Origin of the sequence: Allohoeflea poritis (assembly GCF_027889715.1) — a bacterium.
GTDB lineage: Bacteria > Pseudomonadota > Alphaproteobacteria > Rhizobiales > Rhizobiaceae > Hoeflea_A > Hoeflea_A poritis.
Genome location: NZ_JAPJZH010000002.1, coordinates 282692 through 304111 on the forward strand (window position 1 = coordinate 282692; position 21420 = coordinate 304111).

The 21420-nt window shown below is 61.0% G+C and carries 20 protein-coding genes; 11 read left to right on the top strand and 9 right to left on the bottom strand.

What is annotated here, in order from left to right:
* The first annotated feature begins 179 nt into the window (after window positions 1-179).
* A complete protein-coding gene (locus tag OOZ53_RS04340; RefSeq protein ID WP_271088094.1) occupies window positions 180-1838 on the top strand; it encodes a right-handed parallel beta-helix repeat-containing protein in 1659 nt (552 codons plus the stop codon).
* Here OOZ53_RS04340 and nagA read toward each other — a convergent pair.
* From nagA to OOZ53_RS04360, 4 genes are read right to left on the bottom strand one after another with little or no spacing between them, the layout of a single operon-like run.
* Window positions 1835-2998: an N-acetylglucosamine-6-phosphate deacetylase gene (nagA, locus tag OOZ53_RS04345; protein ID WP_271088095.1), complete on the bottom strand. Its 1164-nt coding sequence runs from the start codon at window positions 2996-2998 to the stop codon at window positions 1835-1837. The two genes, OOZ53_RS04340 and nagA, sit on opposite strands and share 4 nt — an antisense overlap.
* Complete coding sequence (locus OOZ53_RS04350; RefSeq protein ID WP_271088289.1) at window positions 2995-4005, bottom strand: SIS domain-containing protein; 1011 nt, start codon at window positions 4003-4005, stop codon at window positions 2995-2997. The genes nagA and OOZ53_RS04350 overlap by 4 nt, the downstream gene beginning before the upstream one ends.
* Window positions 4006-4052: 47 nt before the next feature.
* A complete protein-coding gene (locus tag OOZ53_RS04355) occupies window positions 4053-4817 on the bottom strand; it encodes a GntR family transcriptional regulator (RefSeq protein WP_271088096.1) in 765 nt (254 codons plus the stop codon).
* Complete coding sequence (locus tag OOZ53_RS04360; protein WP_271088097.1) at window positions 4810-5694, bottom strand: glucosamine kinase nucleotide-binding domain-containing protein; 885 nt, start codon at window positions 5692-5694, stop codon at window positions 4810-4812. Before OOZ53_RS04360 ends, OOZ53_RS04355 begins: the two co-directional genes overlap by 8 nt.
* A gap of 193 nt (window positions 5695-5887) precedes the next feature.
* Here OOZ53_RS04360 and OOZ53_RS04365 point away from each other — a divergent pair, with 193 nt between their 5' ends.
* From OOZ53_RS04365 to OOZ53_RS04400, 8 genes are all read left to right on the top strand, one after another.
* Entirely contained in the window at window positions 5888-6811 is a 924-nt protein-coding gene (locus OOZ53_RS04365; RefSeq protein ID WP_271088098.1) for an N-acetylmuramic acid 6-phosphate etherase, read from the top strand.
* Window positions 6812-6836: 25 nt separating this feature from the next.
* Window positions 6837-8096, top strand: coding sequence for an ABC transporter substrate-binding protein (locus tag OOZ53_RS04370; protein WP_271088099.1), 1260 nt, complete (start codon window positions 6837-6839; stop codon window positions 8094-8096).
* 60 nt (window positions 8097-8156) lie between these two features.
* A complete protein-coding gene (locus OOZ53_RS04375) occupies window positions 8157-9086 on the top strand; it encodes a carbohydrate ABC transporter permease (protein WP_271088100.1) in 930 nt (309 codons plus the stop codon).
* A 7-nt stretch (window positions 9087-9093) separates the two neighbouring features.
* On the top strand, window positions 9094-9933 hold the full coding sequence (locus tag OOZ53_RS04380) for a carbohydrate ABC transporter permease (protein WP_271088101.1): 840 nt from the start codon (window positions 9094-9096) through the stop codon (window positions 9931-9933).
* Window positions 9930-10994: a Gfo/Idh/MocA family protein gene (locus OOZ53_RS04385; protein WP_271088102.1), complete on the top strand. Its 1065-nt coding sequence runs from the start codon at window positions 9930-9932 to the stop codon at window positions 10992-10994. Before OOZ53_RS04380 ends, OOZ53_RS04385 begins: the two co-directional genes overlap by 4 nt.
* Before the next feature lie 18 nt (window positions 10995-11012).
* Window positions 11013-12017 carry an ABC transporter ATP-binding protein gene (locus OOZ53_RS04390; protein ID WP_271088103.1) on the top strand — a complete coding sequence of 335 codons (1005 nt, stop codon included), beginning with the start codon at window positions 11013-11015 and terminating at the stop codon, window positions 12015-12017.
* Window positions 12018-12093: 76 nt separating this feature from the next.
* Entirely contained in the window at window positions 12094-12681 is a 588-nt protein-coding gene (locus tag OOZ53_RS04395) for a hypothetical protein (RefSeq protein ID WP_271088104.1), read from the top strand.
* Between the two features lie 8 nt (window positions 12682-12689).
* Window positions 12690-12902: a helix-turn-helix domain-containing protein gene (locus OOZ53_RS04400; RefSeq protein ID WP_271088105.1), complete on the top strand. Its 213-nt coding sequence runs from the start codon at window positions 12690-12692 to the stop codon at window positions 12900-12902.
* A 23-nt stretch (window positions 12903-12925) separates the two neighbouring features.
* Here OOZ53_RS04400 and iolG read toward each other — a convergent pair whose 3' ends face one another.
* The 5 genes from iolG to OOZ53_RS04425 form a co-directional block, all read right to left on the bottom strand.
* Entirely contained in the window at window positions 12926-13918 is a 993-nt protein-coding gene (iolG, locus tag OOZ53_RS04405; protein WP_271088106.1) for an inositol 2-dehydrogenase, read from the bottom strand.
* Between the two features lie 108 nt (window positions 13919-14026).
* Entirely contained in the window at window positions 14027-14806 is a 780-nt protein-coding gene (locus OOZ53_RS04410; RefSeq protein WP_271088107.1) for an ATP-binding cassette domain-containing protein, read from the bottom strand.
* Between the two features lies 1 nt (window position 14807).
* Window positions 14808-15947 (bottom strand): ABC transporter permease, encoded by a 1140-nt coding sequence (locus tag OOZ53_RS04415; RefSeq protein WP_271088108.1) that lies wholly within the window; start codon window positions 15945-15947, stop codon window positions 14808-14810.
* Window positions 15948-16116: 169 nt separating this feature from the next.
* Entirely contained in the window at window positions 16117-17067 is a 951-nt protein-coding gene (locus tag OOZ53_RS04420; protein ID WP_271088109.1) for a sugar ABC transporter substrate-binding protein, read from the bottom strand.
* A 200-nt stretch (window positions 17068-17267) separates the two neighbouring features.
* Complete coding sequence (locus OOZ53_RS04425) at window positions 17268-18386, bottom strand: Gfo/Idh/MocA family protein (RefSeq protein WP_271088110.1); 1119 nt, start codon at window positions 18384-18386, stop codon at window positions 17268-17270.
* 123 nt (window positions 18387-18509) lie between these two features.
* Here OOZ53_RS04425 and OOZ53_RS04430 point away from each other — a divergent pair, with 123 nt between their 5' ends.
* On the top strand, window positions 18510-19355 hold the full coding sequence (locus OOZ53_RS04430) for a MurR/RpiR family transcriptional regulator (protein WP_271088112.1): 846 nt from the start codon (window positions 18510-18512) through the stop codon (window positions 19353-19355).
* A gap of 111 nt (window positions 19356-19466) precedes the next feature.
* On the top strand, window positions 19467-21419 hold the full coding sequence (locus OOZ53_RS04435) for a bifunctional 5-dehydro-2-deoxygluconokinase/5-dehydro-2-deoxyphosphogluconate aldolase (protein ID WP_271088113.1): 1953 nt from the start codon (window positions 19467-19469) through the stop codon (window positions 21417-21419).
* Window position 21420 lies beyond the last annotated feature (1 nt).

A 21420-nucleotide genomic window follows, 5' to 3' on the forward strand; every position in this document is an offset into this window, starting at 1 on the left:
ACCAAAAACCCGAAATTCTTTCATATATGACGTAGGCAGTGCGCTTTTCCGAAGCGGGTTTGAAGGCCGTCCGGCACCACCAAAGCCGTTAACGCAAAGCAGCAGGTTTGCTTGTAAACGCGGATGACCGGTGCGACATTGCCGCCTTGTGCTGTAAACCGGGCCGGACACACGCAGGCATGCGCGTCAAAAGAGCAAAACCATCGAACATCGCCAGGCGTTGCGCGAAATTGCGCGCCGGCGACACGCTGGTGCTCGAGGAAGGGTTATACCGCCACCCTCTCGTACTGAACGGCGTTCGCGGAACGGCAAACCATCCGATCATCATCCGGGCGGAGGAAGGCGCGGTCTTCACGAGCGGCATGTCGCTCGAGAAGTACGGCCGGATAGCCAACCTCACGGCCATGCGCCGCCAGGCCGCCGGGTATTATCCGAGCGTCGGCCAGACGGCCGACGAGGCGGCATTGGCATTCATACACTGCCAGCACATCGTTCTGCGGGGTCTGAGCTTCCTGCGTTGCTGGCCGACGGCCGTTTATCTGGACGAATGCCAGCACGTGACACTCGATCGGCTTTCGTTCCGGGAAGGCACAATCGCCATCGGGGCCAACGGCCTGACCACGCGGGACATCACCGTCAGCAACTGCGACTGGAAGCAGGATGTCAGCGCCGACAATGACATGTGGAACCGGATCCCGTGGCGGCTGATACACGGTTCGAAGAAGAACACCAATGGTATCGCGGTCGATCCGAAGGGTGATTACCGCGCCTGGGACGGGGACTTTTTCCGTGCCTGGGACGTGGCCGGCAACATCATCATCCGCAACAACCGGATATGCGACGCATTCAACGGCATCCATTTCTTCAACCGCGCCGACCGTCTGGCGCCGGGCATCGACGCCATCGGACTGGAATTCAACAACGGAAGGCGGGCTTCGGCCAACGTTCTGATCGAAGGCAATAGCTTCACGCGTATCCGCGACAACGTCATCGAGCCGGAAGACTATGCCTGGAACTGGGTTATCCGGCACAACACATTTGCCGACTGCTACCGGCCGTTCTCCTTCGAATTGCAACGGGCCGGCTGGTTCTACGTCTACGGCAATTACGGCTGGGTCAACAACCCGCCGAGCATGCTGCCGGAGCCCGGCGAGCGCACCAAATGCTCGCATTTCAAACTCGGTGGTGATCAGGAAAACGAAGGCGGCATCCACGTCTTCTTCAATTCCTGGTACTACCGGAAGGGCAAAGGCATCTTTCCCAAGGGCGCGCTCGGAAAGCTGCGTCACCACAACAACGCCATCGGTTTCGGCGATCCGGCCAATGCAAGAATGTTTGGCAAGACCGGCAAGCTGCATAATGTTTCAACGACGACCGCATCCGCAGCCGAATTCAGCGATAATCTCGAAACGCACTTCACCCGCGAGTGGAGCGAGGAGGATTACGGCATCATCTTTGACGGCGACATCGTCGAGGATCTGGATTTTCCGCAAGCGCTGCGAGACCGGGGGTTTGCACTTGGTGACCGCTCACGGGGCTGCTCGCCCGAATTCGCCCACCCGGAAGCGGCCCGGCCGGATTTGAGCATATCGGAGGGCTCGCCGGCCCATGGCAGTTCGATCGCCATGACGATCATCCTGCCCGATGGCGTGTGGTTCGAAATTCCCGAGGGCCTGAATGTCGGCGCATTCCAGAAATCCGGTGCATACGAGGCGATTGACGACAATTTCGGCTTCCTTCCGGACGCCACCGGCGTGCCGATCACCCAACAGGTGCGGGAAGAACAAGATGATGAGGAGGAGGACGCCGGCCAGAAGCCGTCATTGCTGCTTTTCTAGTCAGCGTTGAAGACGTCCTCGCCGCCGATCCAGACCCGCTCGACCGCCAGATCGTCCGACAGATGCACGAAGTCGGCGCGCGCATCCTCGCCGATATGGCCGTGGCCGGCAGCAACGCCCATGGCACGCGCGGGATAGAGCGAGGCCATGCGCAATGCCTCGCCCAAGTCGATGCCAACCTGTTCGACGAGCACCCGCACCGATGCGATCATATCGATATCGGCCCCGGCCAGCGTTCCGTCCTTGAGGGTGAGGCGTCCATCGGACCGATAGACCGTTCGTCCGTTGAGGGTGAATTCGGTGCGCTCGCTGCCGATTGTCGACATGGCGTCGGTGACGAGGAAAATCCTGCCTGGCCCCTCCTTGCCGCGAATGGCGATACCCATCGAGGCCGGGTCGACATGGATACCGTCGGCAATCATCCCCGCCGATACACCCGGTTCCGACAAGGCCGCCCCGACCATGCCGGGCTCGCGGTGACCCAGCGGGCTCATGGCGTTGAAGAGGTGGGTAAAGAGTGACGCGCCGGCCGAAACCATGTCGGACGCCGTGCCTCTGTCCGCATCGCTGTGCCCGAGACTGACCTTGATGCCGGCATCTGACAACGCACGGACCTGCGCTGTCGTGACCGCCTCCGGCGCTGCGGTGACCAACAGATTGCCGATCGCCTTCCCGGCCGCAAGCAGACGTTCGATATCCGCGTCCCGCGCCGGGCGCACCAGTTCGGGATCATGCGCGCCGCGCCGCGCCTGCGACAAATGCGGGCCCTCGAGATGAAGCCCGAGACAACCGGGCACGGTACGCTGTAGCGCGGCAGTTGCGGCATCGATCGCCTGCGCCGTGCGCTCCGCGGTATCCGTAATCAGCGTCGGCAACAGCGCGGTCGTGCCGAAACGGCTGTGGGCCCGGCAGATCGTTTCGATGGTCTCGACGCTCGGATCGTCATTCATCAGGACACCGCCGCCGCCATTGACCTGCAGGTCGACAAAGCCCGGAACGAGCATGCCGGCTTGCAGGCGCGTTACCGGCAGGCTGTCCGGCAGGCGCGACGTCGGGACTATTCCGGTCACCCTGCCCGCGCCGAACAGCACGGCTGCATCCGAATGCCATTCGGAACCGTCGAAGATCGAAGGTGCGCAGATCGCGGACTGAGACGTCATGTGGTCTCCGTCACCTTTTTGAGCTTCTCGGGCCGATCCGGATCAAGGCCCATCCGGCGCGCCAGCGCTTCGACAAAACCGTAGAATGGAACGATGAGCGCCAGGGCGTCGGTCAGCGGATGGCCCGTATCGACGAACGGCAACACCTGCGCCTTGTCGGCCCGCACCGAGGTTATATGAACGGCGGCGCCATCGCCCGCCATCGCTTCGGCGGTCGAGACCATGGCCTCCTCCGCCTTGTCACGCGCGGCCAGCGCCAGCACCGGGAAACCGCGTCCGACCAGCGAAACCGGCCCATGCAGCACTTCTGCCGCGCTATACGCTTCGGCATGTAGGTTGCAGTTTTCCTTGAATTTCAGTGCCGCCTCATGGGCGATGGCAAGTGACGGACCGCGACCGAGTATAAACAGCGAACGTCCGTTTTCGATATCCGGACGGATGGACGACCAGTCGAGCGAAACAGCCTTCTCAAGCTGGCCCGGCAGCTTCTCCAGCGCCTTCATGAGTTCTTCGTCCCCCGTCCAGGCGGCCAGGAGCAGAAGGCCGGACAGCACCGAATTGACATAGGTCTTTGTCGCGGCAACGCCTTTTTCGGTTCCGGCGCGTATGTCCACGGCAAGGTCGCTCTGCACGGCAAGCGGCGCTTTCTCGTCATTGGTCAGCGAAACCGTGAGCGCGCCGCCCGCCGAGGCGGCCTTTTGCAGGGCAACGATGTCGGGGCTTTGCCCGGATTGCGATATCGAGATGCACAGCGCGTTGTCCAGCGACAAGCGTGCGCCATAGATCGATGCGACCGACGGGCCGACGGAGGCGACGGCAAGACCCGCCTTCAGTTCGATGGCATATTTCAGAAACGCGGCGGCATGATCGGACGAGCCGCGCGCAATCGTGGTGACAAAGGCCGGATTGCGCGCCCGCAAGGTGCTGCCGATGGCGGGCAACATCGGTGAGAGCCAGTCGACCAGCCGCTGCGCGGCAACCGGTATCTCTTCGATCTCCTTGCGCATGTTTGTCACGATTTGATGTCCTTTCCGAACCGTTTGCGTGTCGTTTTCTAGTTCTTGCCGATGGTCAGCTCGGCTACAAAATCATAGGCATCGCCGCGATAGAGCGAGCGCGTGAACTCTACCACCCGTCCAGATTCCAGATAGGATATCCGCTCGATCCTCAAGCCGGCGTCGCCCGCCTCGAGACCGAGCAGCCCGGCATCCTCGGCGCGCAGATTTGTCGCCGAGATACGCTGCAGCGCGCGAACCGGCCGAAAGCCGTAGACATCGAGCGCCGCGTAAAGTGATGTGTCGACCTTTTGAGGGTCGGGAAGCATCTGCGTTGAAATCGAGGCCCGCTCGATCGCCAGGGGCATTTCATCGGCAATGCGCAACCGGTCGATGCGCACCACCTCGTCTCCCGGCGCAAGACCGAGTGCCACCATCTCTTCCGGCGACGGTGCGAAAATACCCCTTTGCAGCCACTGCGAGCGGGCATTCCAGCCGCGGCGCGACATGTCCTCGGTAAAGGAGGTCAGGCGGGACAAAGGCTGCTCAACCCGGGCAACCGGTTTGGAAACGAAGGTGCCGGAGCCATGGCGCTGCACGAGCACGCCGTCGCGCACGAGATCCTGTACGGCCTTGCGGACGGTCACGCGCGACACATCGGCCAATTCGGCGATATCGCGTTCCGACGGAAGCGCATCGCCGTCACCGAGAAGTCCGTCGCTGATCGCCCGCTCGACCCGGTTTCGCAACCTGATGTAAAGCGGACCGCTTCCGGCAGCCAGCCCGTTCTCACCGGCGAAGATCCGTTCGAACCGATCAGGCATGTGCCCTGTCCTTCAAAGAGAACCGCTCTATCGCCAGCGAAACCGCACCATCCAGCGCATCGCCTTTCGCCGTCGTCACGCAAGCCCGGTGCTCCGGCCTCAGCCACGGCTCGAATGGAGCCGCGAGACCGCCGAGCAGGCACAGTCTCGGTTCGCTCATGGCCAGAACGACGCTGATCGCCTCGTCGACCTGCGCCGCCGCCTCGCACACGAGTTTCTCGGCAACAGGATCGCCTTTGTGGGCAAATTCGAAGACGATCGGCGCGTAGCGCGCAAAATCGCCGGGCGCGGCATCATGGGCAAACGCCACCAGCTTTCGCGGATCTTTATCAAACGCGTCCAGGAGCTTGCCGGTTACGGGTGACGCGGCCCGCACGCCGTCATGGGCAAGCAGGGCTTCCTGCATCAGTCGCCTTCCGAGCACCGCCCCGCTTCCCTGATCGCCGACAAGGAAACCCCAGCCGCCGATCGTACGCACGCGGTGGCCTTTCTTGGCACCGAAGACCGATCCGGTCCCGAGGATCGCAGCCGCGCCGTCCTGTGTTCCGAGCGCCCCGTGCACGGCGATCAGCGCATCGGATTCGACCGCGCAGTTACCGAAAGGAAGCCTCTTCCGCACCGTGGCAACCGTCTTTTCGACATTGGCGCCGGCAAGGCCGAGAACGACATGACAGGACCCGAACACAGTCGTTTCGAGACCCGCTTCCTCACAGGCCTTTTCCGCCGCCTCGATAATGTGCCGAAGGCCGCCTTCGGGATCGGTCAGGATATTGGCCGCACCGCTCTTTCCCCTTCCAAGAACGGTTCCGTCGCCCGCCGCCAACGCGGCCCGGCAACTGGTTCCACCACCATCGATCCCGATAAAATACGCGGTCATCAAAACCTCCCGCAGGCTATAATACCAATAAAATACCATTAACCAAGGGGTGGCCGCAAAAAAATTCAGTTTCAGCATATATCCATGTTTAAAAAGCCAAAAATACAAGGTGCGCATGAATATGGTTAATTTTTCTGAGTGCGTATCTGGACAATTGGTATTTTTTTGGCATTATTGCCCATGGGAGGACCATATGCGCAAAACCGTCACGGAGACGTCACACGAGCAAGCGGCCGGGCTGGATCTCAAACAGCCCGAGGCCATTCTCGCCTTGCTCATGGACGGCCAGACGGAAGCTGCGGCCAGCGTGCGCCCGGCAGCCGATGCCATCGCCTCCGCATCCCGAATAACAGCAAGGACGATCCGCTCTGGTGGCACCCTCGCCTATGCCGCGGCAGGCAGTTCCGGACTGATGGCCATGTCCGATGCATTGGAACTACCGGGAACCTTCGGCATCGACCGCAAGCAGATCAGCATCCTGTTTGCCGGCGGTCCGCCATGGCTGGATACATTTCGCGGCGGCCCCGAAGACGACTACGAGCTTGGCGTGCGCGATGTCGACAAGAGCAATCTCGGCGACAATGATTGCATGATCGCCGTTTCCGCCAGCGGATCGACGCCCTATGCGCTCGGCGCCATGACCCACGCGCATGAGCGCGGAACGGCAACCATCGGCATCGCCAACAATGCCGGCTCTCCCCTTCTGGAAATGGCCGGCACACCGATATTGCTTCCGACACCGCCGGAATTGATCGCAGGTTCGACACGCATGGGCGCAGGAACCGCGCAGAAGATCGCGCTCAATCTGATGTCCACCTTGATGGCGATCGAACTCGGCCACGTCGTCGACGGCCACATGGTCAATCTGAGCATCGAGAACGCCAAGCTTCGCTCGCGCGCCCTCAACATGATTTCCGACATCGCGGGCTGTACCGACGACACGGCGTCGCACTGTCTGGAACAGTCTGACGGCTCGGTTAAGATCGCTATCCTGCTTGCCTGCGGCGCCGCCAACATGGATGCCGCACGACACCTGCTCAACACACATAACGGTAATGTACGGTCCGCCCGGGCCGCACTGGATCAGGGCCAAGGTCCTGAAAAGCAACGCGCCTGAGCGGCGCAACATCAGGGAGAAAACCATGAAGAGCACATCACTCAAAGGGCTGCTTCTCGCATCGACGCTTCTGTGCAGCATCGGCTACGCGCAGGCGCAGGATGCCGAGCTGACCATCGAAAGCTGGCGCAATGACGACCTGGAAATCTGGCAGTCCAAGCTGATTCCGGCATTTGAGGCCAAGCACCCCGGCATCAAAGTCAAGTTCACCCCCTCGGCGCCTGCCGAATACAATGCGGTCCTGAACTCGAAGCTGGAAGCAGGTTCGGCCGGCGATCTGATCACCTGCCGCCCCTTCGACGCCTCGCTGGCGCTTTACGAGGACGGCCATCTGGCAGCCGTAACCGATCTGGAAGGCATGAAGAATTTCTCCGATGTCGCCAAATCCGGCTGGTCCACCGATGACGGATCGGTGCAGTTCTGCGTGCCCATGGCATCGGTGATCCACGGCTTCATCTACAACAAGGACGCCTTCGACGAGCTCGGACTTTCCGTGCCGCAGACCGAGGCGGAACTCTTTGCCGCGCTCGACAAGATCAAGGAAGACGGCAATTACGTGCCCATGGCCATGGGCACGAATGACCAGTGGGAAGCCGCGACGATGGGTTACCAGAACATCGGCCCGAACTACTGGAAGGGCGAGGAAGGACGGCTCGCGCTGATCAAGGGTGACCAGAAGCTCACGGACGACGTCTGGGTGCAGCCCTATGAGACCCTGGCCAAGTGGAAGGACTATCTGGGCGACGGCTTCGAAGCACAGACCTATCCGGACAGCCAGAACATGTTCACCCTCGGCCGCGCCGCCATCTATCCGGCCGGCTCCTGGGAAATCTCGGGCTTCAACAACCTGGCCGATTTCAAGATGGGCGCCTTCCCGCCGCCCGTCCGCAATGCCGGCGACGATTGCTACATCTCCGACCACACGGATATCGCGATCGGCATGAACCCGAAGACCGCCAATCCGGAAGCCGCCAAGGCGTTCCTCAACTGGGTGGGCTCGGAAGAATTTGCCACGCTCTACGCCAATTCGCTGCCGGGCTTCTTCTCGCTGTCGAATCATGACGTGAAAATGGACGATGCGCTGGCCCAGGAATTCGTCTCCTGGCGCGGCAAGTGCAACTCGACCATCCGCTCGACCTACCAGATTCTGTCGCGCGGCACGCCAAACCTCGAGAACGAGACCTGGAACGCATCGGCCAACGTCATCCGTGGAACGGAAGCGCCGCAGGATGCAGCCAAGCGACTGCAGGACGGCCTTGCAAGCTGGTACGAAAACCACAAGTAAGCGAGTTGTCCGGGCCGGTGGGATGCCGGCCCGGATCTTTGATTGCATCCGGGGACATCCATGAGCGCTTCAGAGCAAAAGAAAAAACCGGTGCGCTGGCACATCGCGGTTTTTCTCGCGCCGGCCGTGCTCATCTATACGGCGATCATGATCCTGCCGCTCTTCGGCACGTTGCAATTGTCGCTGTTCCGGGAAGTCGACCAGAGCCAGGTCTTTGTTGGCTTTGACAATTTCCGCATCCTGTTCGGCGATCCGCGCTGGTCGGAATCCTTCTGGAACGCGCTCTTCAACAACACCTGGTTCTTCATCATCCACATGCTGGTGCAGAACCCGCTCGGCATCCTCTTCGCGGCGCTTCTTTCCAGCCCGAAACTGCGTTTCTCGGTGTTCTATCGCACCGCCATTTTCGTGCCCACGATCTTGTCCTTCGTCATCGTCGGCTTCGCCTGGAAGCTGATCCTGAGCCCGCTCTGGGGCATTGCGCCGGACATGCTGGACGCCGTCGGCCTGAAAAGCCTTTTCGCGCCCTGGCTCGGCAAGACCGAATATGCGCTCACAACGCTCAGCCTGATTTCCGTGTGGCAGTTCATCGGAATTCCGATGATGCTGATTTACGCGGCGCTTCTGTCCATCCCGGACGAAGTGCTCGAAGCCGCCGAATGCGACGGCATAACCGGCATGAGCCAGTTCTGGAAGATCAAGCTGCCGCTGGTGCTGCCCTCGATCGGCATCATCTCGATCCTGACCTTCGTCGGAAACTTCAACGCCTTCGACCTGATCTACACGACGCAAGGGGCGCTCGCCGGGCCCGACTACGCGACGGACATCCTCGGCACGTTCCTCTACCGCACCTTCTTCGGCTTCCAGCTTCAGATCGGCGATCCGAATATGGGTTCGACCATCGCTTCCGTCATGTTCCTCATCATCCTTGCCGGCGTTTCGCTTTACCTCTTCGGCATCCAGACGCGGCTACGCCGCTATCAGTTCTGAGGCTGGCATGGCGAAGGCAACCCATTCCGTCACCCGGTCATTCGCAGCGCACGCCATTCTGGCGACCTACACGATCATTGCGCTGTTTCCGGTCGTCGTGATCATCATCAACTCCTTCAAGTCCCGCAAGGCGATCTTCCGCTCGCCGCTGTCCCTGCCCGACCAGGAAACGTTCAGCCTGATCGGCTACGAGACGGTGCTCGCGCAGGGCGATTTCTTCCTCTATTTCCAGAACAGCCTGATCGTCACCGTGGTGTCGCTGTTTTTCGTGCTGCTGTTCGGCGCCATGGCAGCCTTCGCGCTGTCGGAATACCGTTTCCGCGGCAATTCCCTGATGGGCCTTTACCTGGCCCTCGGCATCATGATCCCGATCCGGCTGGGCACGGTCGCAATCCTCAAGCTGATGGTGGCCAGCGGCCTGGTCAATACACTGACGGCGCTGATCCTCGTCTACACCGCGCAAGGCCTTCCGCTGGCGATCTTCATCCTGTCGGAATTCATGCGGCAGCTTTCAGCCGACCTGAAGGATGCCGGCCGCATCGACGGCCTGTCGGAGTACCGCATCTTCCTGCGGCTGGTATTGCCCCTGGTGCGTCCCGCCATGGCGACCGTCGCTGTCTTCACGATGATCCCGATCTGGAACGACCTCTGGTTCCCGCTGATCCTGGCGCCGGCCGAAGAAACCAAGACCATCACGCTGGGCGCCCAGGTCTTTATCGGCCAGTTCGTCACCAACTGGAACGCGGTCCTTTCGGCCCTTTCCCTGGCAATCCTGCCGGTCCTTGTCCTCTATGTCATCTTCTCGCGCCAGCTCATCCGCGGCATCACAGCAGGAGCAGTCAAATGACCGAAAAACCCTTGCGTGTCATGGTCGCCGGGCTCGGCAATATGGGCCGCAGCCACGCCCTCGCCTATCACCACAACCCCGGTTTCGAGATCGCCGGTCTCGTCAACCGGTCGATCGTCGAGCTGCCGGAAGCGCTTGCCGGCTACGGCATTCATCCCGCCTTCGAGGAGGCGCTCGACGAATTGAAACCAGATGCGGTTTCCATCAACACCTATTCAGACAGCCATGCGGATTTTGCCGTGCGTGCGCTTGAGGCAGGCTGCCATGTCTTCGTCGAAAAACCGCTGGCCACAACGGTGGCCGACGCGCGCCGGGTGGTCGACTGCGCCACGGCAAACGGCAGAAAGCTGGTCATCGGCTATATTCTTCGCCATCACCCGTCCTGGATCCGGCTGATCGAGGAAGCACGCAATCTGGGCGGTCCCTACGTTTTCCGGATGAACCTCAATCAGCAGTCAAGCGGAGCAACCTGGCGGACCCACAAGCAGCTGATGCAGACCACCTCGCCGATCGTCGATTGCGGCGTGCACTATGTCGACGTCATGTGCCAGATCGTCGATGCCAAACCGGTCGAGGTACGCGGCATGGGGCTGCGGCTCTCCGAGGAGGTCGAGGAGTGGATGTACAATTACGGCCACTTGCAGGTCCTGTTCGAAGACGGTTCCGTCGGCTGGTACGAGGCCGGCTGGGGGCCGATGATGTCGGAGACGGCCTTTTTCGTCAAAGACGTGATTTCCCCGAAAGGCTGCGTATCGATCGTCATGGACGAGAACGCCAAGTCGGATGACATCGACACCCATACGCAGACCCAGCGTATCCGCATCCACCGCGCGGAAACCGGCATCGACGGGGAATTTTCGACACCGGACGAACTCGTCTCCATGGAAGGCGAACCGGATCACCAGGCCCTGTGCGACCGCGAACAGGCGTTCTTCCTCAAGGCGATCCGCGAGGATCTGGATCTGTCGCGCCACATGGAAGATGCCGTCCAGTCCCTCAGCGTGTGCCTTGCGGCGGATGAGAGCGTGCGGACCGGACAGCCGGTACGGCTGGCGCAGTAGAAAAGGCAGGAGCAGACCTTGGGCTCGCTTGTATTAAAGAACATCCGCAAATCATTCGGCCAGGTCGAAGTGCTCAAGGGCATCGACCTTGAAGTCAGCGATGGCGAATTCGTTATCTTCGTCGGCCCGTCCGGTTGCGGCAAATCCACCCTGCTGCGGGTTATCGCCGGCCTCGAAGACGCAACATCCGGATCGGTCGGCATCGACGGCGAGGTCGTCGGTCATCTGCCGCCGTCCAAGCGCGGCATTGCCATGGTCTTCCAGACCTATGCGCTGTATCCGCATCTGACGGTCCGCAACAATATGGCGCTCGGCCTGAAACAGGCCGGCCAGCCGGCCGACCAGGTGGAGCAACGGGTCACCGCGGCCTCGACAATGCTGTCGCTGGACGAATATCTCGAGCGCTATCCGGCGGAACTGTCCGGCGGTCAGCGTCAGCGCGTTGCGATCGGCCGCGCCGTCGTGCGCGATCCGCAGCTGTTCCTGTTCGACGAGCCGCTGTCGAACCTCGACGCCGCGTTGCGCGTCAACACGCGCCTGGAGATCGCCCGCCTGCACCGCGAACTCGGCGCGACGATGATTTACGTCACCCACGACCAGGTCGAGGCCATGACGCTCGCCGACAAGATCGTCGTTCTCAACAGCGGCGTTGTCGAGCAGATCGGCTCGCCGATGGAACTCTACAACAATCCGGCGAACATGTTCGTTGCCGGCTTTATCGGCTCGCCGCAGATGAATTTCATAGACGCCGGACGCGTCGGCCGCGGCGATGCCGACAAGATCGGCATCAGGCCGGAGCATATCTCGGTGGACCCGGAAACTGGCACCTGGGCTGGCAATGTCCTGCATGCGGAACACCTCGGCGCAGACACGATCCTCTATATGGAGACGGAAGCTGCCGGCCTTCTGACCGTGCGCCTGTTCGGCGAGCACAAGTTCAACGCCGATGACAAGCTCTTCGCAACCCCGGACGAGAACCGCATGTTCGCCTTTGACAAGGACGGCAGGTCGATTGCCGCATAGCGGCTGCGCAAAACAATTGACATTCAGAATTTCATGTTTTACATGAATTTTCCATCTAAAAACATGGAAAACGGAAATGTCATTTTCACCACAATCCGGCAGCCCTGAGAGCCTGCCCGCCAAACGTATCTATACGCTCGCCCGGGTTCTCGCCGTCGCAACGACGGTCGGCATGGTTCTGCTGCCGCTATTGACCGCCCTCGTCTGGGGCGCGGCGCTGGTCGGCACCCTGCCGCAATGGCTGGCAATGGAGCACCTCGGCGATCCGGCCGGTACTGTCGATCTGACGACAACCAGCCCCTTCGCCAAACTCCTCGCGCTATCCGTCGAGATGATCGGCGTTCTTATCTTTGTCTACGGGCTTGCAGGGCTTCGGCGCACCTTCGTTGAGAGTGCGCGGGGACGCTGGTTTTCCTCAGTTTCGATCAGCGGCTTTCGCCGGTTCGCCTGGGTCAGCCTCGCCATGGTTTTCGTCGAGATCGTCCAGCAATCCGCCATGAGCGTCATCATGTCCGTCGGCACGCCCGGCCTGCAAAACCAGTTGAGCATTACGTTCGGCTCGCTTGAACTCGCGAAACTCTTTACCGCGCTGCTGTTCGTCTTCGTCGCGCAGGTCTTCGTGGCCGGCAAGGCCGTTGACGACGAAAACGCCGCCTTTATCTGAGCCGCGCCATGAAGATCATCGTCAATCTGGACGTCATGCTCGCCCGGCGAAAGATGAAGCTGAAAGACCTCGCCGCCGCGATATCCATCAGCGAGCAGAACGTGTCGCTTATCAAGACTGGCAAGGTGAAGGGCATCCGCTTCGAGACGCTTGCAAAAATCTGCGAGGTCCTGGATTGCCAGCCGGGCGACATTCTCGAATTTTCCAACGCGGCGGAGTAAGCGGCCCGGCCGCTTCGGCTTTGTCAGTCCAATTCGACGAAACGTCCCTCGGTTACGGATTTCAATGCCGCATCCGCCAGAATCAGCGACTTGAGGCCGTCATCGCCGTTCGGAGAAATCTCCGCACCGTCGCGCAGCGCGGCGATGAAGGCCGTGATCTCCGCCGCATAGGCGTCCACGTAACGCGTCATGAAGAAATCGTGCAATGGCGGGCGCCGGTGCCCCTGCTCCGTCGCAACCTCGATCATCACCGGCCGTTGGTTTTCCGCCGCGACCATGCCTTTCGAACCGTGCACCTCGATACGCTGGTCATAGCCGTAGCTGGCGCGGCGGGAATTGGTGATCACGCATTGCCGGCCGCTGGGTGTCTGAAGCAGAACGCTTGCGGTATCGAAATCGCCGAGCCGGCCGATCTCCTCGTCGACGAGAACAGACGCCACCGCGCTGACGCGGGCAATTTCCTCGCCGAGGAGAAATCGTGCCATGTCGAAATCATGGATGGTCATATCGCGGAAAATACCGCCCGATTTGGCGATATAGTCTGCCGGCGGCGGGCCCGGATCCCTTGAGGTGAGCTCGACCAGTTCCACATCACCGATCTGGCCCGCATCGATTGCCGCGCGCACCGCCTGGAAGGATGGATCGAAACGGCGGTTGAAACCGACCATCAGCCTGGCGCCGGTCTGCTGCACCGTGGCAAGGCAGTCGCGCACGCGCTCGACGCTCAGATCAATGGGCTTTTCGCAGAAGATCGCCTTTCCGGCGCGGGCAAAGCGCTCGATGAGATCCGCATGGGTGTCGGTCGGCGTGCAGATGACCACGGCATCGATGTCACCGGCAGCTTCGATCTCCTCCAGCGAGCGGACGTCGCAACCGAACGTGTCTGCAAGGCTCTGCGCCGCTTCGGGAACGGCGTCCATGACCGCGATCAGCCGGGCATCGCTGTTTCCGGTAACGGCGCGGGCATGCACCTTTCCAATGCGCCCTGCCCCGAGCAACGCGAAACGAACACTCATCTGTCTTGATCCTGTGATCGAAGTTTATCTGTCGAAACGGCTTACAGGCCACCGCCGCGCCGTTCAATAGGGATGTCGCCGGCCGGAGATTGCCGGCCGGCGATCAAGTCAGACGGTCCCGCCGAGCGATCCCTCAAGCTGCGCCAGTTCCTTGCCGCCAGCCATCATGTCCTGCAGCTCCTCGGCCTCGATTTCCCCGCGTTTGGCGGTGCCGAGCGTCTGGCCGCGATTGAGAACGGTGAACCGGTCACCCACGGCAAGCGCGTGGCGCACATTGTGGGAGATGAAGACAACACCGATTCCCTTCTTGCGCACCTTGTCGATGGTCGCCAGAACGTTGGACGTCTGGCGCACGCCGAGCGCCGAGGTGGGCTCGTCGAGGATCAGGATCTTGGCCCCGAAATAGACGGAACGGGCGATCGCCACCGTCTGCCGCTCGCCGCCGGACAACGTGCCGACGGCCTGGCTCGGCTCGCGCAGATGAATGCCCATGCGGTCCATCTCCTCCATCGTCACCCGGTTGGCCATTTCGAAATCGATGAATTTCAACGGCCCGACACTCCGCAGCGGCTCGCGCCCCATCCAGAAATTACGCGTCACCGACATCAGCGGAATCATCGCAAGATCCTGGTACACGGTGGCGATGCCGGCCTCGATGGCATCGCGTGCCGTGTTGAACACGACCTGCTGACCGTCCATGAAGATCTCGCCCCTGGTCGGCTGGTGCACGCCCGCCATCGTCTTGATGAAGGTCGACTTGCCGGCACCGTTGTCGCCGAGCAGGCAGTGGCACTCCCCCGGATAGACCGAAATGGAAACGCCGTTGAGCGCAATGACGGAGCCGAAATGCTTCTCGATGTTTTTCAGTTCGATCAGTGGCGTGCTCATATCAGCGCTCCCCTGTGATGCTGCGGCGGATATAGGTGTTGAGAATCACGGCAAGCAGCAGAATGACACCGAGGAACACGCGGAACAGCGAACTTTCGACGCCGGCGAAGAACAGGCCCTGCTGGACAACGCCGAAAATCAGCGCACCGAGTGCGGCGCCGATCACCGAACCGTAGCCGCCGGTCAGCAGCGCACCGCCGATGACCACCGAAATGATCGCCTCGAACTCCTTCAGCAGACCGCGGTCCGCTGCGGCCGAGCCGAATTCCATCACCTGGCAGGTTGCAAAGACCGTCGCGCAGAAGGCGGTGAACATGAACATCAGGATCTTCACGCGATTGACCGGAACACCCGAATAACGGGCCGCCTGCGCGTCCCCGCCCGAAGCGAAGATCCAGTTGCCGAAGCGGGTGCGGGTGAGCAGCACATGGCCGAAAATGATCAGCGCGACCGCCCATACGATCAGCATCGGAATACCGTCGACCACCGGATCGCCCGCACGGTTGCCGGCGACGAATGTCTGTATCCAGCCATTGTCGCCCATCCACTTGAAGAAACCGGTGAGGATCTTGCCGCCGAACAGCGATGCCAGCCAGTCGCCCTCCGCTGCATCGCGCACGCCGCCGATAATGGTCTTGTTGGTCGTCAGGATCGCCAGGAAGATGGTCAGTCCGCGCAGGATGTACAAAAACGCCAGCGTCACGATAAAGGACGGCAGCCCGGTGCGGATAACGAGAAAACCGTTGAGCCAGCCGATGCCCATGGCGATCAGGAAAGCGGCGATGATCGCAACCCACATGGGAAGGCCGTAGGTCACGGACAACAATGCGATAACGATGCCGGAAAACCCGATCATCGAGCCTACGGAAAGGTCGAATTCGCCGGCGATCATAAGCAGGCAGGCGCCGACGGCGATGATCGCGAACTGGGCGGAAACCACCGTCCAGTTGATAACGCCTTCCGGCGAGAACATGCCTGAATCGCGGGCGATCAGAAAGAAAAACACAAAGACGAGGATCACGCCGCAGATCGAACCGAGTTCGGGGCGAATGAGCGCCTTTCGCAGCGGGGAAATCTCTCGGATGCGCTCGTCATGCGCCTCCTCTTGCGGCGGTTCCGCCTTGGTTTCGGCTTCCGACATATCTGCCTCCAATCCGCACCTGGCATGCCAGGCGGGCCCATGCATTGAATTGTGTGTACGGCCTCGGCTGTTATTCAGCCCGGCAAAACAATCGGACCCTCAGGCGCAACGCTACGGGCGCGGTCCGTTACGAAAAACGGCCGCAGCATTGCCGCGACCGTCATCTTGACTAGCGGTATTCGCCCGCGTGCTCTTCAACCTTGGAAAGGGCGTCCTTGGTGACGAAACCCGGTCCGGAGTTGATGTTGTTGCCCGGCAGAACGCCGAAACGGTTGTAGTTGGCCAGGACGACCACCGGCAGATAGGCCTGCAGGAAGGGCTGCTGGTCAATCCCCCACTGGATGGTGCCGTCCTTGATGCCCTTGACGATTTCGGTGCCGAGGTCGAACGTGCCGAAATAGATCTGGCCGGCCATGCCGTTTTCCTTCAGCGCCTCGATCGTCGGATCGGCCGATGTCGGTCCCAGCGTCAGCACCGCTTCGGTATTGGGATTGGCTGAAAGGTAAGCCTTCACGCGGTTCTTGATTTCAGCCGGGTCCTGACCGGAATCGATCATCGAATCGCCGAGTTCCACGCCAAGACCATCGGCAAAGCCGCGGCAGCGCTCACCGACGACCGGGTTCGATACCACATGGTTCACGCACAGGAACGAACCGATGCCATCACGCTTTGCGCGCATTCCTGCGGCAAGGCCGGCATCGTATTCGGGCTGGCCGACATACATCAGCGCGCCGACTTCGGCAGCCTGCTCGGGCGTGCCCGAATTGATGATGATGACCGGGATGCCCTTGGCGACGGCGTTCTGGATCGGGCCGTTCAGGACGTCCGGGTCGGCCAGCGTCGTGATGATGCCGTCCGGATTGGACGCCGCTGCCTGCTCGATAATGCGCGCCATGTCGGCAATGTCACCGGTCGGCGGGTTGCGATATTCGACGTCGGCATTCACATGCTCGCCGGCCAGTGCCAGGCCGTTCTTGATCGTATTCCACCAGGAATCGGAATCAGGCGCATGGCTGATCAGGATGATCCGCTCGCCTTCGGCATTGGCCGATGTGGCGATGCCAAACATCGTGCCCACGGCGAACACACTCGCGACAAGACCGCGTATCAGTTTTTTCATTTCATAATCCTCCACCAGGGTGTCCGGCGGCACCCCCATTTTCCGGAAAGCCCCTTTTTGCAAAATGAGGCGAAAAACCGCTGCAAATCGAATTCGATGACGAACCGAAAAACGGAATGTATTCACCGAAAAACCGACCTAGCGGAATATTTATTCCATTGTTTACCCTCAAGGTCAAGTGCCAAGTGCAACCGATTGCACTATTCCTTGACCGAAACCCAGCGCCCTTCCTCGAAAGATCGCGCCATCGCGTGAACGGTGCGCTCGATGGCAAGCCCCTCGTTGAAATCGATCACATGCGCATCGTCACCGGACATCGCCGCAAGCAGCTGGCGGCATTCGATGATCTTCTGGTCGTTGAAGCCGAGCCCGTGCCCCGGTGCGGGCAGGAAGCGGTCATAGGGCGGATGATCGGGAGAGGCGAGAACCGTACAGAATCCCTGGTTGGCCGCGTGACCGGTGTTTCGGTAGATCTGGAACTCGTTCATCCGCTCCTGGTCGAACAGGATCGAGCCTTGCGAGCCGAATATCTGCATGGCGACCCGCCCCTTTCGGCCCCATGCCGAGCGGCTGACGCACAGTGTTCCAGCCGCGCCGCTTTCCAGCCGGATCAGGACGCTCGCGACATCGAAAGTCTCCACGGAACGGTGCCCGCCTTGCCTGAGCGGCCGCTGCTCGAAAGGCTTTGCCATGTCGGCCATGACCTGCGACACCGGTCCCAGCAATGAATGGATTAGCGACAGGGGGTGAACGGCAAAATCGTCCAGTGCGCCGTAGCCTGAGGACGCTTCGCTTTTCCAGAAGAAATGGGCTCCAGGATCGGCCATGAAATCCTCGTCCATCTCGAAACGGACGTGATGCACGGTTCCGATCTCTCCGGATTCCAACAGCGCCCCGATATGCCGCATGACGGGGTTCTGTATGTAATTGTAGCCGAGGATCGCCACCTTCCCGCTGGCATGCGCCGCCTCGCGCATGCGCTCGGCATCCTCGACGGCCGGCGCCATCGGCTTCTCGCACCACACATGTTTGCCGGCTTGCAGAGCGGCGATCGCCATCTCGGCGTGAAAGGCGTTCGGCGTCGTGATCGAAACCACGTCGACCTGCGGATCCTCGATGACGGCCCGCCATTGAGCGGTGCATTTGGCAAATCCAAGCTCCCGCGCTTTGGCCGCCGCCTGCTCATCCGTCAGGTCGGCAAGATGGACCAGATGGACGTCCGGACAATCGCCAAAAACCGGATTTACGGCGTTCCAGGCCAAGGCGTGACACTTGCCCATATAGCCTGTACCAATCAGGCCAACGCCAACAGATTCCATCGGATTCTCCAGAAAGACGAGTGGGGCGAATGATCGATTCTCAACGAAATGATCATTTCCATTGTGGAATATTTATTTCATTTGTGCCAAATTAGGTCAAGAACGTTTCAAAGGGGAAGCACATTGTCCGCAGACGAAGACACCCTTGCGCCACGCGATTTCGAGTCGCTCCGCAGCCTGATCATCGACCGCCGGAGCGTCCTGCCGAGGCGCCTGGCACAGGTCGCGAAATACGCGCTTGACCATCCCGATGAAGTCGCCTTCGGCACCGCCGCCAGCATTGCCGGTGCTGCCGATGTTCAGCCTTCGACGCTTGTGCGCTTTGCCCACCAGCTCGGCTATGACGGCTTCTCCGATCTGCAAAAGGTCTTCCAGGAGCGGCTTCGCGGGCGCAACTCGAGTTACGAGGAACGCATGGAGGCGTTGAAGACAGCCAAGGAAGATGAAAAGGGCGAAGCGGCGCTGGTGCGCGGCTTCCTCGCGGCTGCCCAGCGCTCCCTTGAGGATTTTTCGAGCCTGGTGGACCCGGCACTGCTGTCACGCGCCGTCAATATCCTTGCGGGCGCCGACACCATCTACCTGCTGGCGCGCCGCCGTTCCTATCCGCTTGTCGCACACATGGCCTACGCTTTCGGCAAGCTGCGCGTGAAAAACAACCTGATCGCGTCGCCCAACGGGATCGATCCGGAAATCGCCGCGATGGCCGGCCGCAATGATGCGGCGCTGGCGATCAGTTTCTCTCCCTATGCGGCCGACAGCATCAGCCAGGCGCGGGCGATGTCGGATGCCGGTGTCCCGGTGGTCGCCATCACCGACTCCGCCTTTTCGCCGCTTGCCGATTGCGCGACCGAGTGGCTGGAGGTTGCCGAGTCCGACTATGCCGGCTTCCGCTCGCTGTCCGCCAGCATGGCCCTGTGCATGGCGCTGCCGGTCGCCATCGCGGAGGCCCGCCTGCAAAAACAGCGATAAAACCAAAACAGAATTTTTATTCTGAATTGACATGTTTTTGGAATTAATGTTTCATTGACGTCAGTCCCAAAGCGCGCGCTTGCGGGACCTTATTCCATGCGGAGTTGAAAGATGGCGTCAGCGGCATCAAATGGCGGCGGTTCGCGGCCACTGGACGTGATCACGATAGGACGGTCATCGGTCGATCTTTACGGCCAGCAGATCGGTTCGCGGCTGGAGGATGTGACGAGTTTCGCCAAGTCCGTCGGCGGCTGCCCCTCCAACATTGCCATCGGTTCCGCGCGCCTCGGTCTGAAATCCGCTGTCGTCACCCGTGTCGGCGACGAACAGATGGGACGCTTCATCCGCGAACAGATGCTTCGCGAAGGCGTCGACGATCGGGGCATCGTCACCGATGCGGAGCGGCTGACGGCGCTGGTTCTGCTTTCGGTTCAGGATGACGCCACCTTCCCGTTGATCTTCTACCGCGAAAACTGCGCCGATATGGCGCTTTGCGAAGACGATATCGATCCAGCGTTCATCGCCTCCTCGCAGTCGGTACTGGTCTCCGGCACGCATTTTTCCAAACCCGGCCCCTATGTGGCGCAGAAGAAGGCGATGCAAATTGCCCGGCAGAACGGCGGCAAGGTGATCCTCGACATCGACTACCGCCCCAATCTGTGGGGACTTGCCGGTCATGCGGCGGGGGAAGAACGCTACATCGCCTCCAGCGCGGTTTCGGAAAAGATGAAAACCGTGCTGCCCGAATGCGACCTCATCGTCGGCACCGAGGAAGAGGTGCTGATCGCCTCCGGCGAAAGCACCCTGCCCGACGCCCTTCGCACGATCCGCAGCTGCAGCGACGCCACCATCGTCCTCAAGCGCGGTCCCATGGGCTGCATCGTCTATGACGGCGCCATCCCGGATGATCTCGAAGACGGCATCGTCGGTGATGGGTTTCCCATCGAGGTCTACAATGTGCTCGGCGCCGGCGACGCCTTCATGTCCGGTTTCCTGCGCGGCTGGCTGCGCGGTGAGGATCACCGAACCAGCGCCACCTGGGCAAATGCCTGCGGCGCATTCGCCGTATCGCGGCTGTTGTGCTCGCCGGAAATCCCGACCTGGCCGGAACTCAACAGCTTCCTTGAAAACGGGTCGCCGCACCGGGCACTGCGCAAGGACGAGCATATCAATCATGTTCACTGGGCCACGACGCGCGACAAGGACATTCCGCTGCTGATGGCACTCGCCATCGATCATCGCTCGCAGCTCACCGAAATCGCCGATGCCCTCAATGTGCCGCATGAGCGCATATCGCAGTTCAAACGCCTTGCCGTCGCCGCTGCGGCACAGGTGGCAAACGGGCGCGAGGGATACGGAATGCTCATCGACGAGCGCTTCGGCCGCGACGCCTTCTTCGATGCGGCGAAACAGAATTTCTCCTGGATCGGCAGGCCCGTCGAACGCCCGGGATCCCGGCCGCTGCGCTTCGAGTTCAGCCAGGATATCGGCTCGCAGTTGCCGGAATGGCCCAAGGATCACTGCATCAAGGCGCTGTGCTTCTATCACCCGGACGATGAAGCGGATCTCAAGTGGGAGCAGCAGGAGAAGCTGCTGGCGCTCTATCAGGCGGCCCGCAAGGTCGGCCGTGAACTGCTGATCGAGATTGTCGCCGGCAAGCACGGCCCCCTTGACGACAACACAATCGCGCGGGCGCTGGACGAAATTTACGCGCTTGGCATCAAGCCCGACTGGTGGAAACTCGAACCGCAGGGCTCCGAGGTCGCCTGGGCCAATACCGAATCCGTTATTCAACGCCACGATCCGCTTTGCCGCGGCATCGTAGTGCTGGGCCTCGAGGCCCCCATCGCGGAACTGGAAGAGACATTCCGCGCTTGTGCGAAGGTCGGTGCGGTGCGCGGCTTCGCCGTGGGGCGCACGATTTTCGCCGGTGCCGCCCGGAGCTGGCTTGCGGGCGAGATGACCGATGAACAGGCAATCAACGATATGGCGAGCCGTTTTGAGGTGCTGTGCGACCTTTGGCTCGAATGCAGAAACACAATGAACGCGGCGATCGGAGAATGAA

Coding starts and splice junctions, on each gene's coding strand:
- OOZ53_RS04340 (WP_271088094.1), top strand. CDS start 180: ATGCGCGTCAAAAGAGCAAAACCATCGAACATCGCCAGGCGTTGCGCG.
- nagA (WP_271088095.1), bottom strand. CDS start 2,998: ATGACGTCTCAGTCCGCGATCTGCGCACCTTCGATCTTCGACGGTTCC.
- OOZ53_RS04350 (WP_271088289.1), bottom strand. CDS start 4,005: ATGCGCAAGGAGATCGAAGAGATACCGGTTGCCGCGCAGCGGCTGGTC.
- OOZ53_RS04355 (WP_271088096.1), bottom strand. CDS start 4,817: ATGCCTGATCGGTTCGAACGGATCTTCGCCGGTGAGAACGGGCTGGCT.
- OOZ53_RS04360 (WP_271088097.1), bottom strand. CDS start 5,694: ATGACCGCGTATTTTATCGGGATCGATGGTGGTGGAACCAGTTGCCGG.
- OOZ53_RS04365 (WP_271088098.1), top strand. CDS start 5,888: ATGCGCAAAACCGTCACGGAGACGTCACACGAGCAAGCGGCCGGGCTG.
- OOZ53_RS04370 (WP_271088099.1), top strand. CDS start 6,837: ATGAAGAGCACATCACTCAAAGGGCTGCTTCTCGCATCGACGCTTCTG.
- OOZ53_RS04375 (WP_271088100.1), top strand. CDS start 8,157: ATGAGCGCTTCAGAGCAAAAGAAAAAACCGGTGCGCTGGCACATCGCG.
- OOZ53_RS04380 (WP_271088101.1), top strand. CDS start 9,094: ATGGCGAAGGCAACCCATTCCGTCACCCGGTCATTCGCAGCGCACGCC.
- OOZ53_RS04385 (WP_271088102.1), top strand. CDS start 9,930: ATGACCGAAAAACCCTTGCGTGTCATGGTCGCCGGGCTCGGCAATATG.
- OOZ53_RS04395 (WP_271088104.1), top strand. CDS start 12,094: ATGTCATTTTCACCACAATCCGGCAGCCCTGAGAGCCTGCCCGCCAAA.
- OOZ53_RS04400 (WP_271088105.1), top strand. CDS start 12,690: ATGAAGATCATCGTCAATCTGGACGTCATGCTCGCCCGGCGAAAGATG.
- iolG (WP_271088106.1), bottom strand. CDS start 13,918: ATGAGTGTTCGTTTCGCGTTGCTCGGGGCAGGGCGCATTGGAAAGGTG.
- OOZ53_RS04410 (WP_271088107.1), bottom strand. CDS start 14,806: ATGAGCACGCCACTGATCGAACTGAAAAACATCGAGAAGCATTTCGGC.
- OOZ53_RS04415 (WP_271088108.1), bottom strand. CDS start 15,947: ATGTCGGAAGCCGAAACCAAGGCGGAACCGCCGCAAGAGGAGGCGCAT.
- OOZ53_RS04420 (WP_271088109.1), bottom strand. CDS start 17,067: ATGAAAAAACTGATACGCGGTCTTGTCGCGAGTGTGTTCGCCGTGGGC.
- OOZ53_RS04425 (WP_271088110.1), bottom strand. CDS start 18,386: ATGGAATCTGTTGGCGTTGGCCTGATTGGTACAGGCTATATGGGCAAG.
- OOZ53_RS04435 (WP_271088113.1), top strand. CDS start 19,467: ATGGCGTCAGCGGCATCAAATGGCGGCGGTTCGCGGCCACTGGACGTG.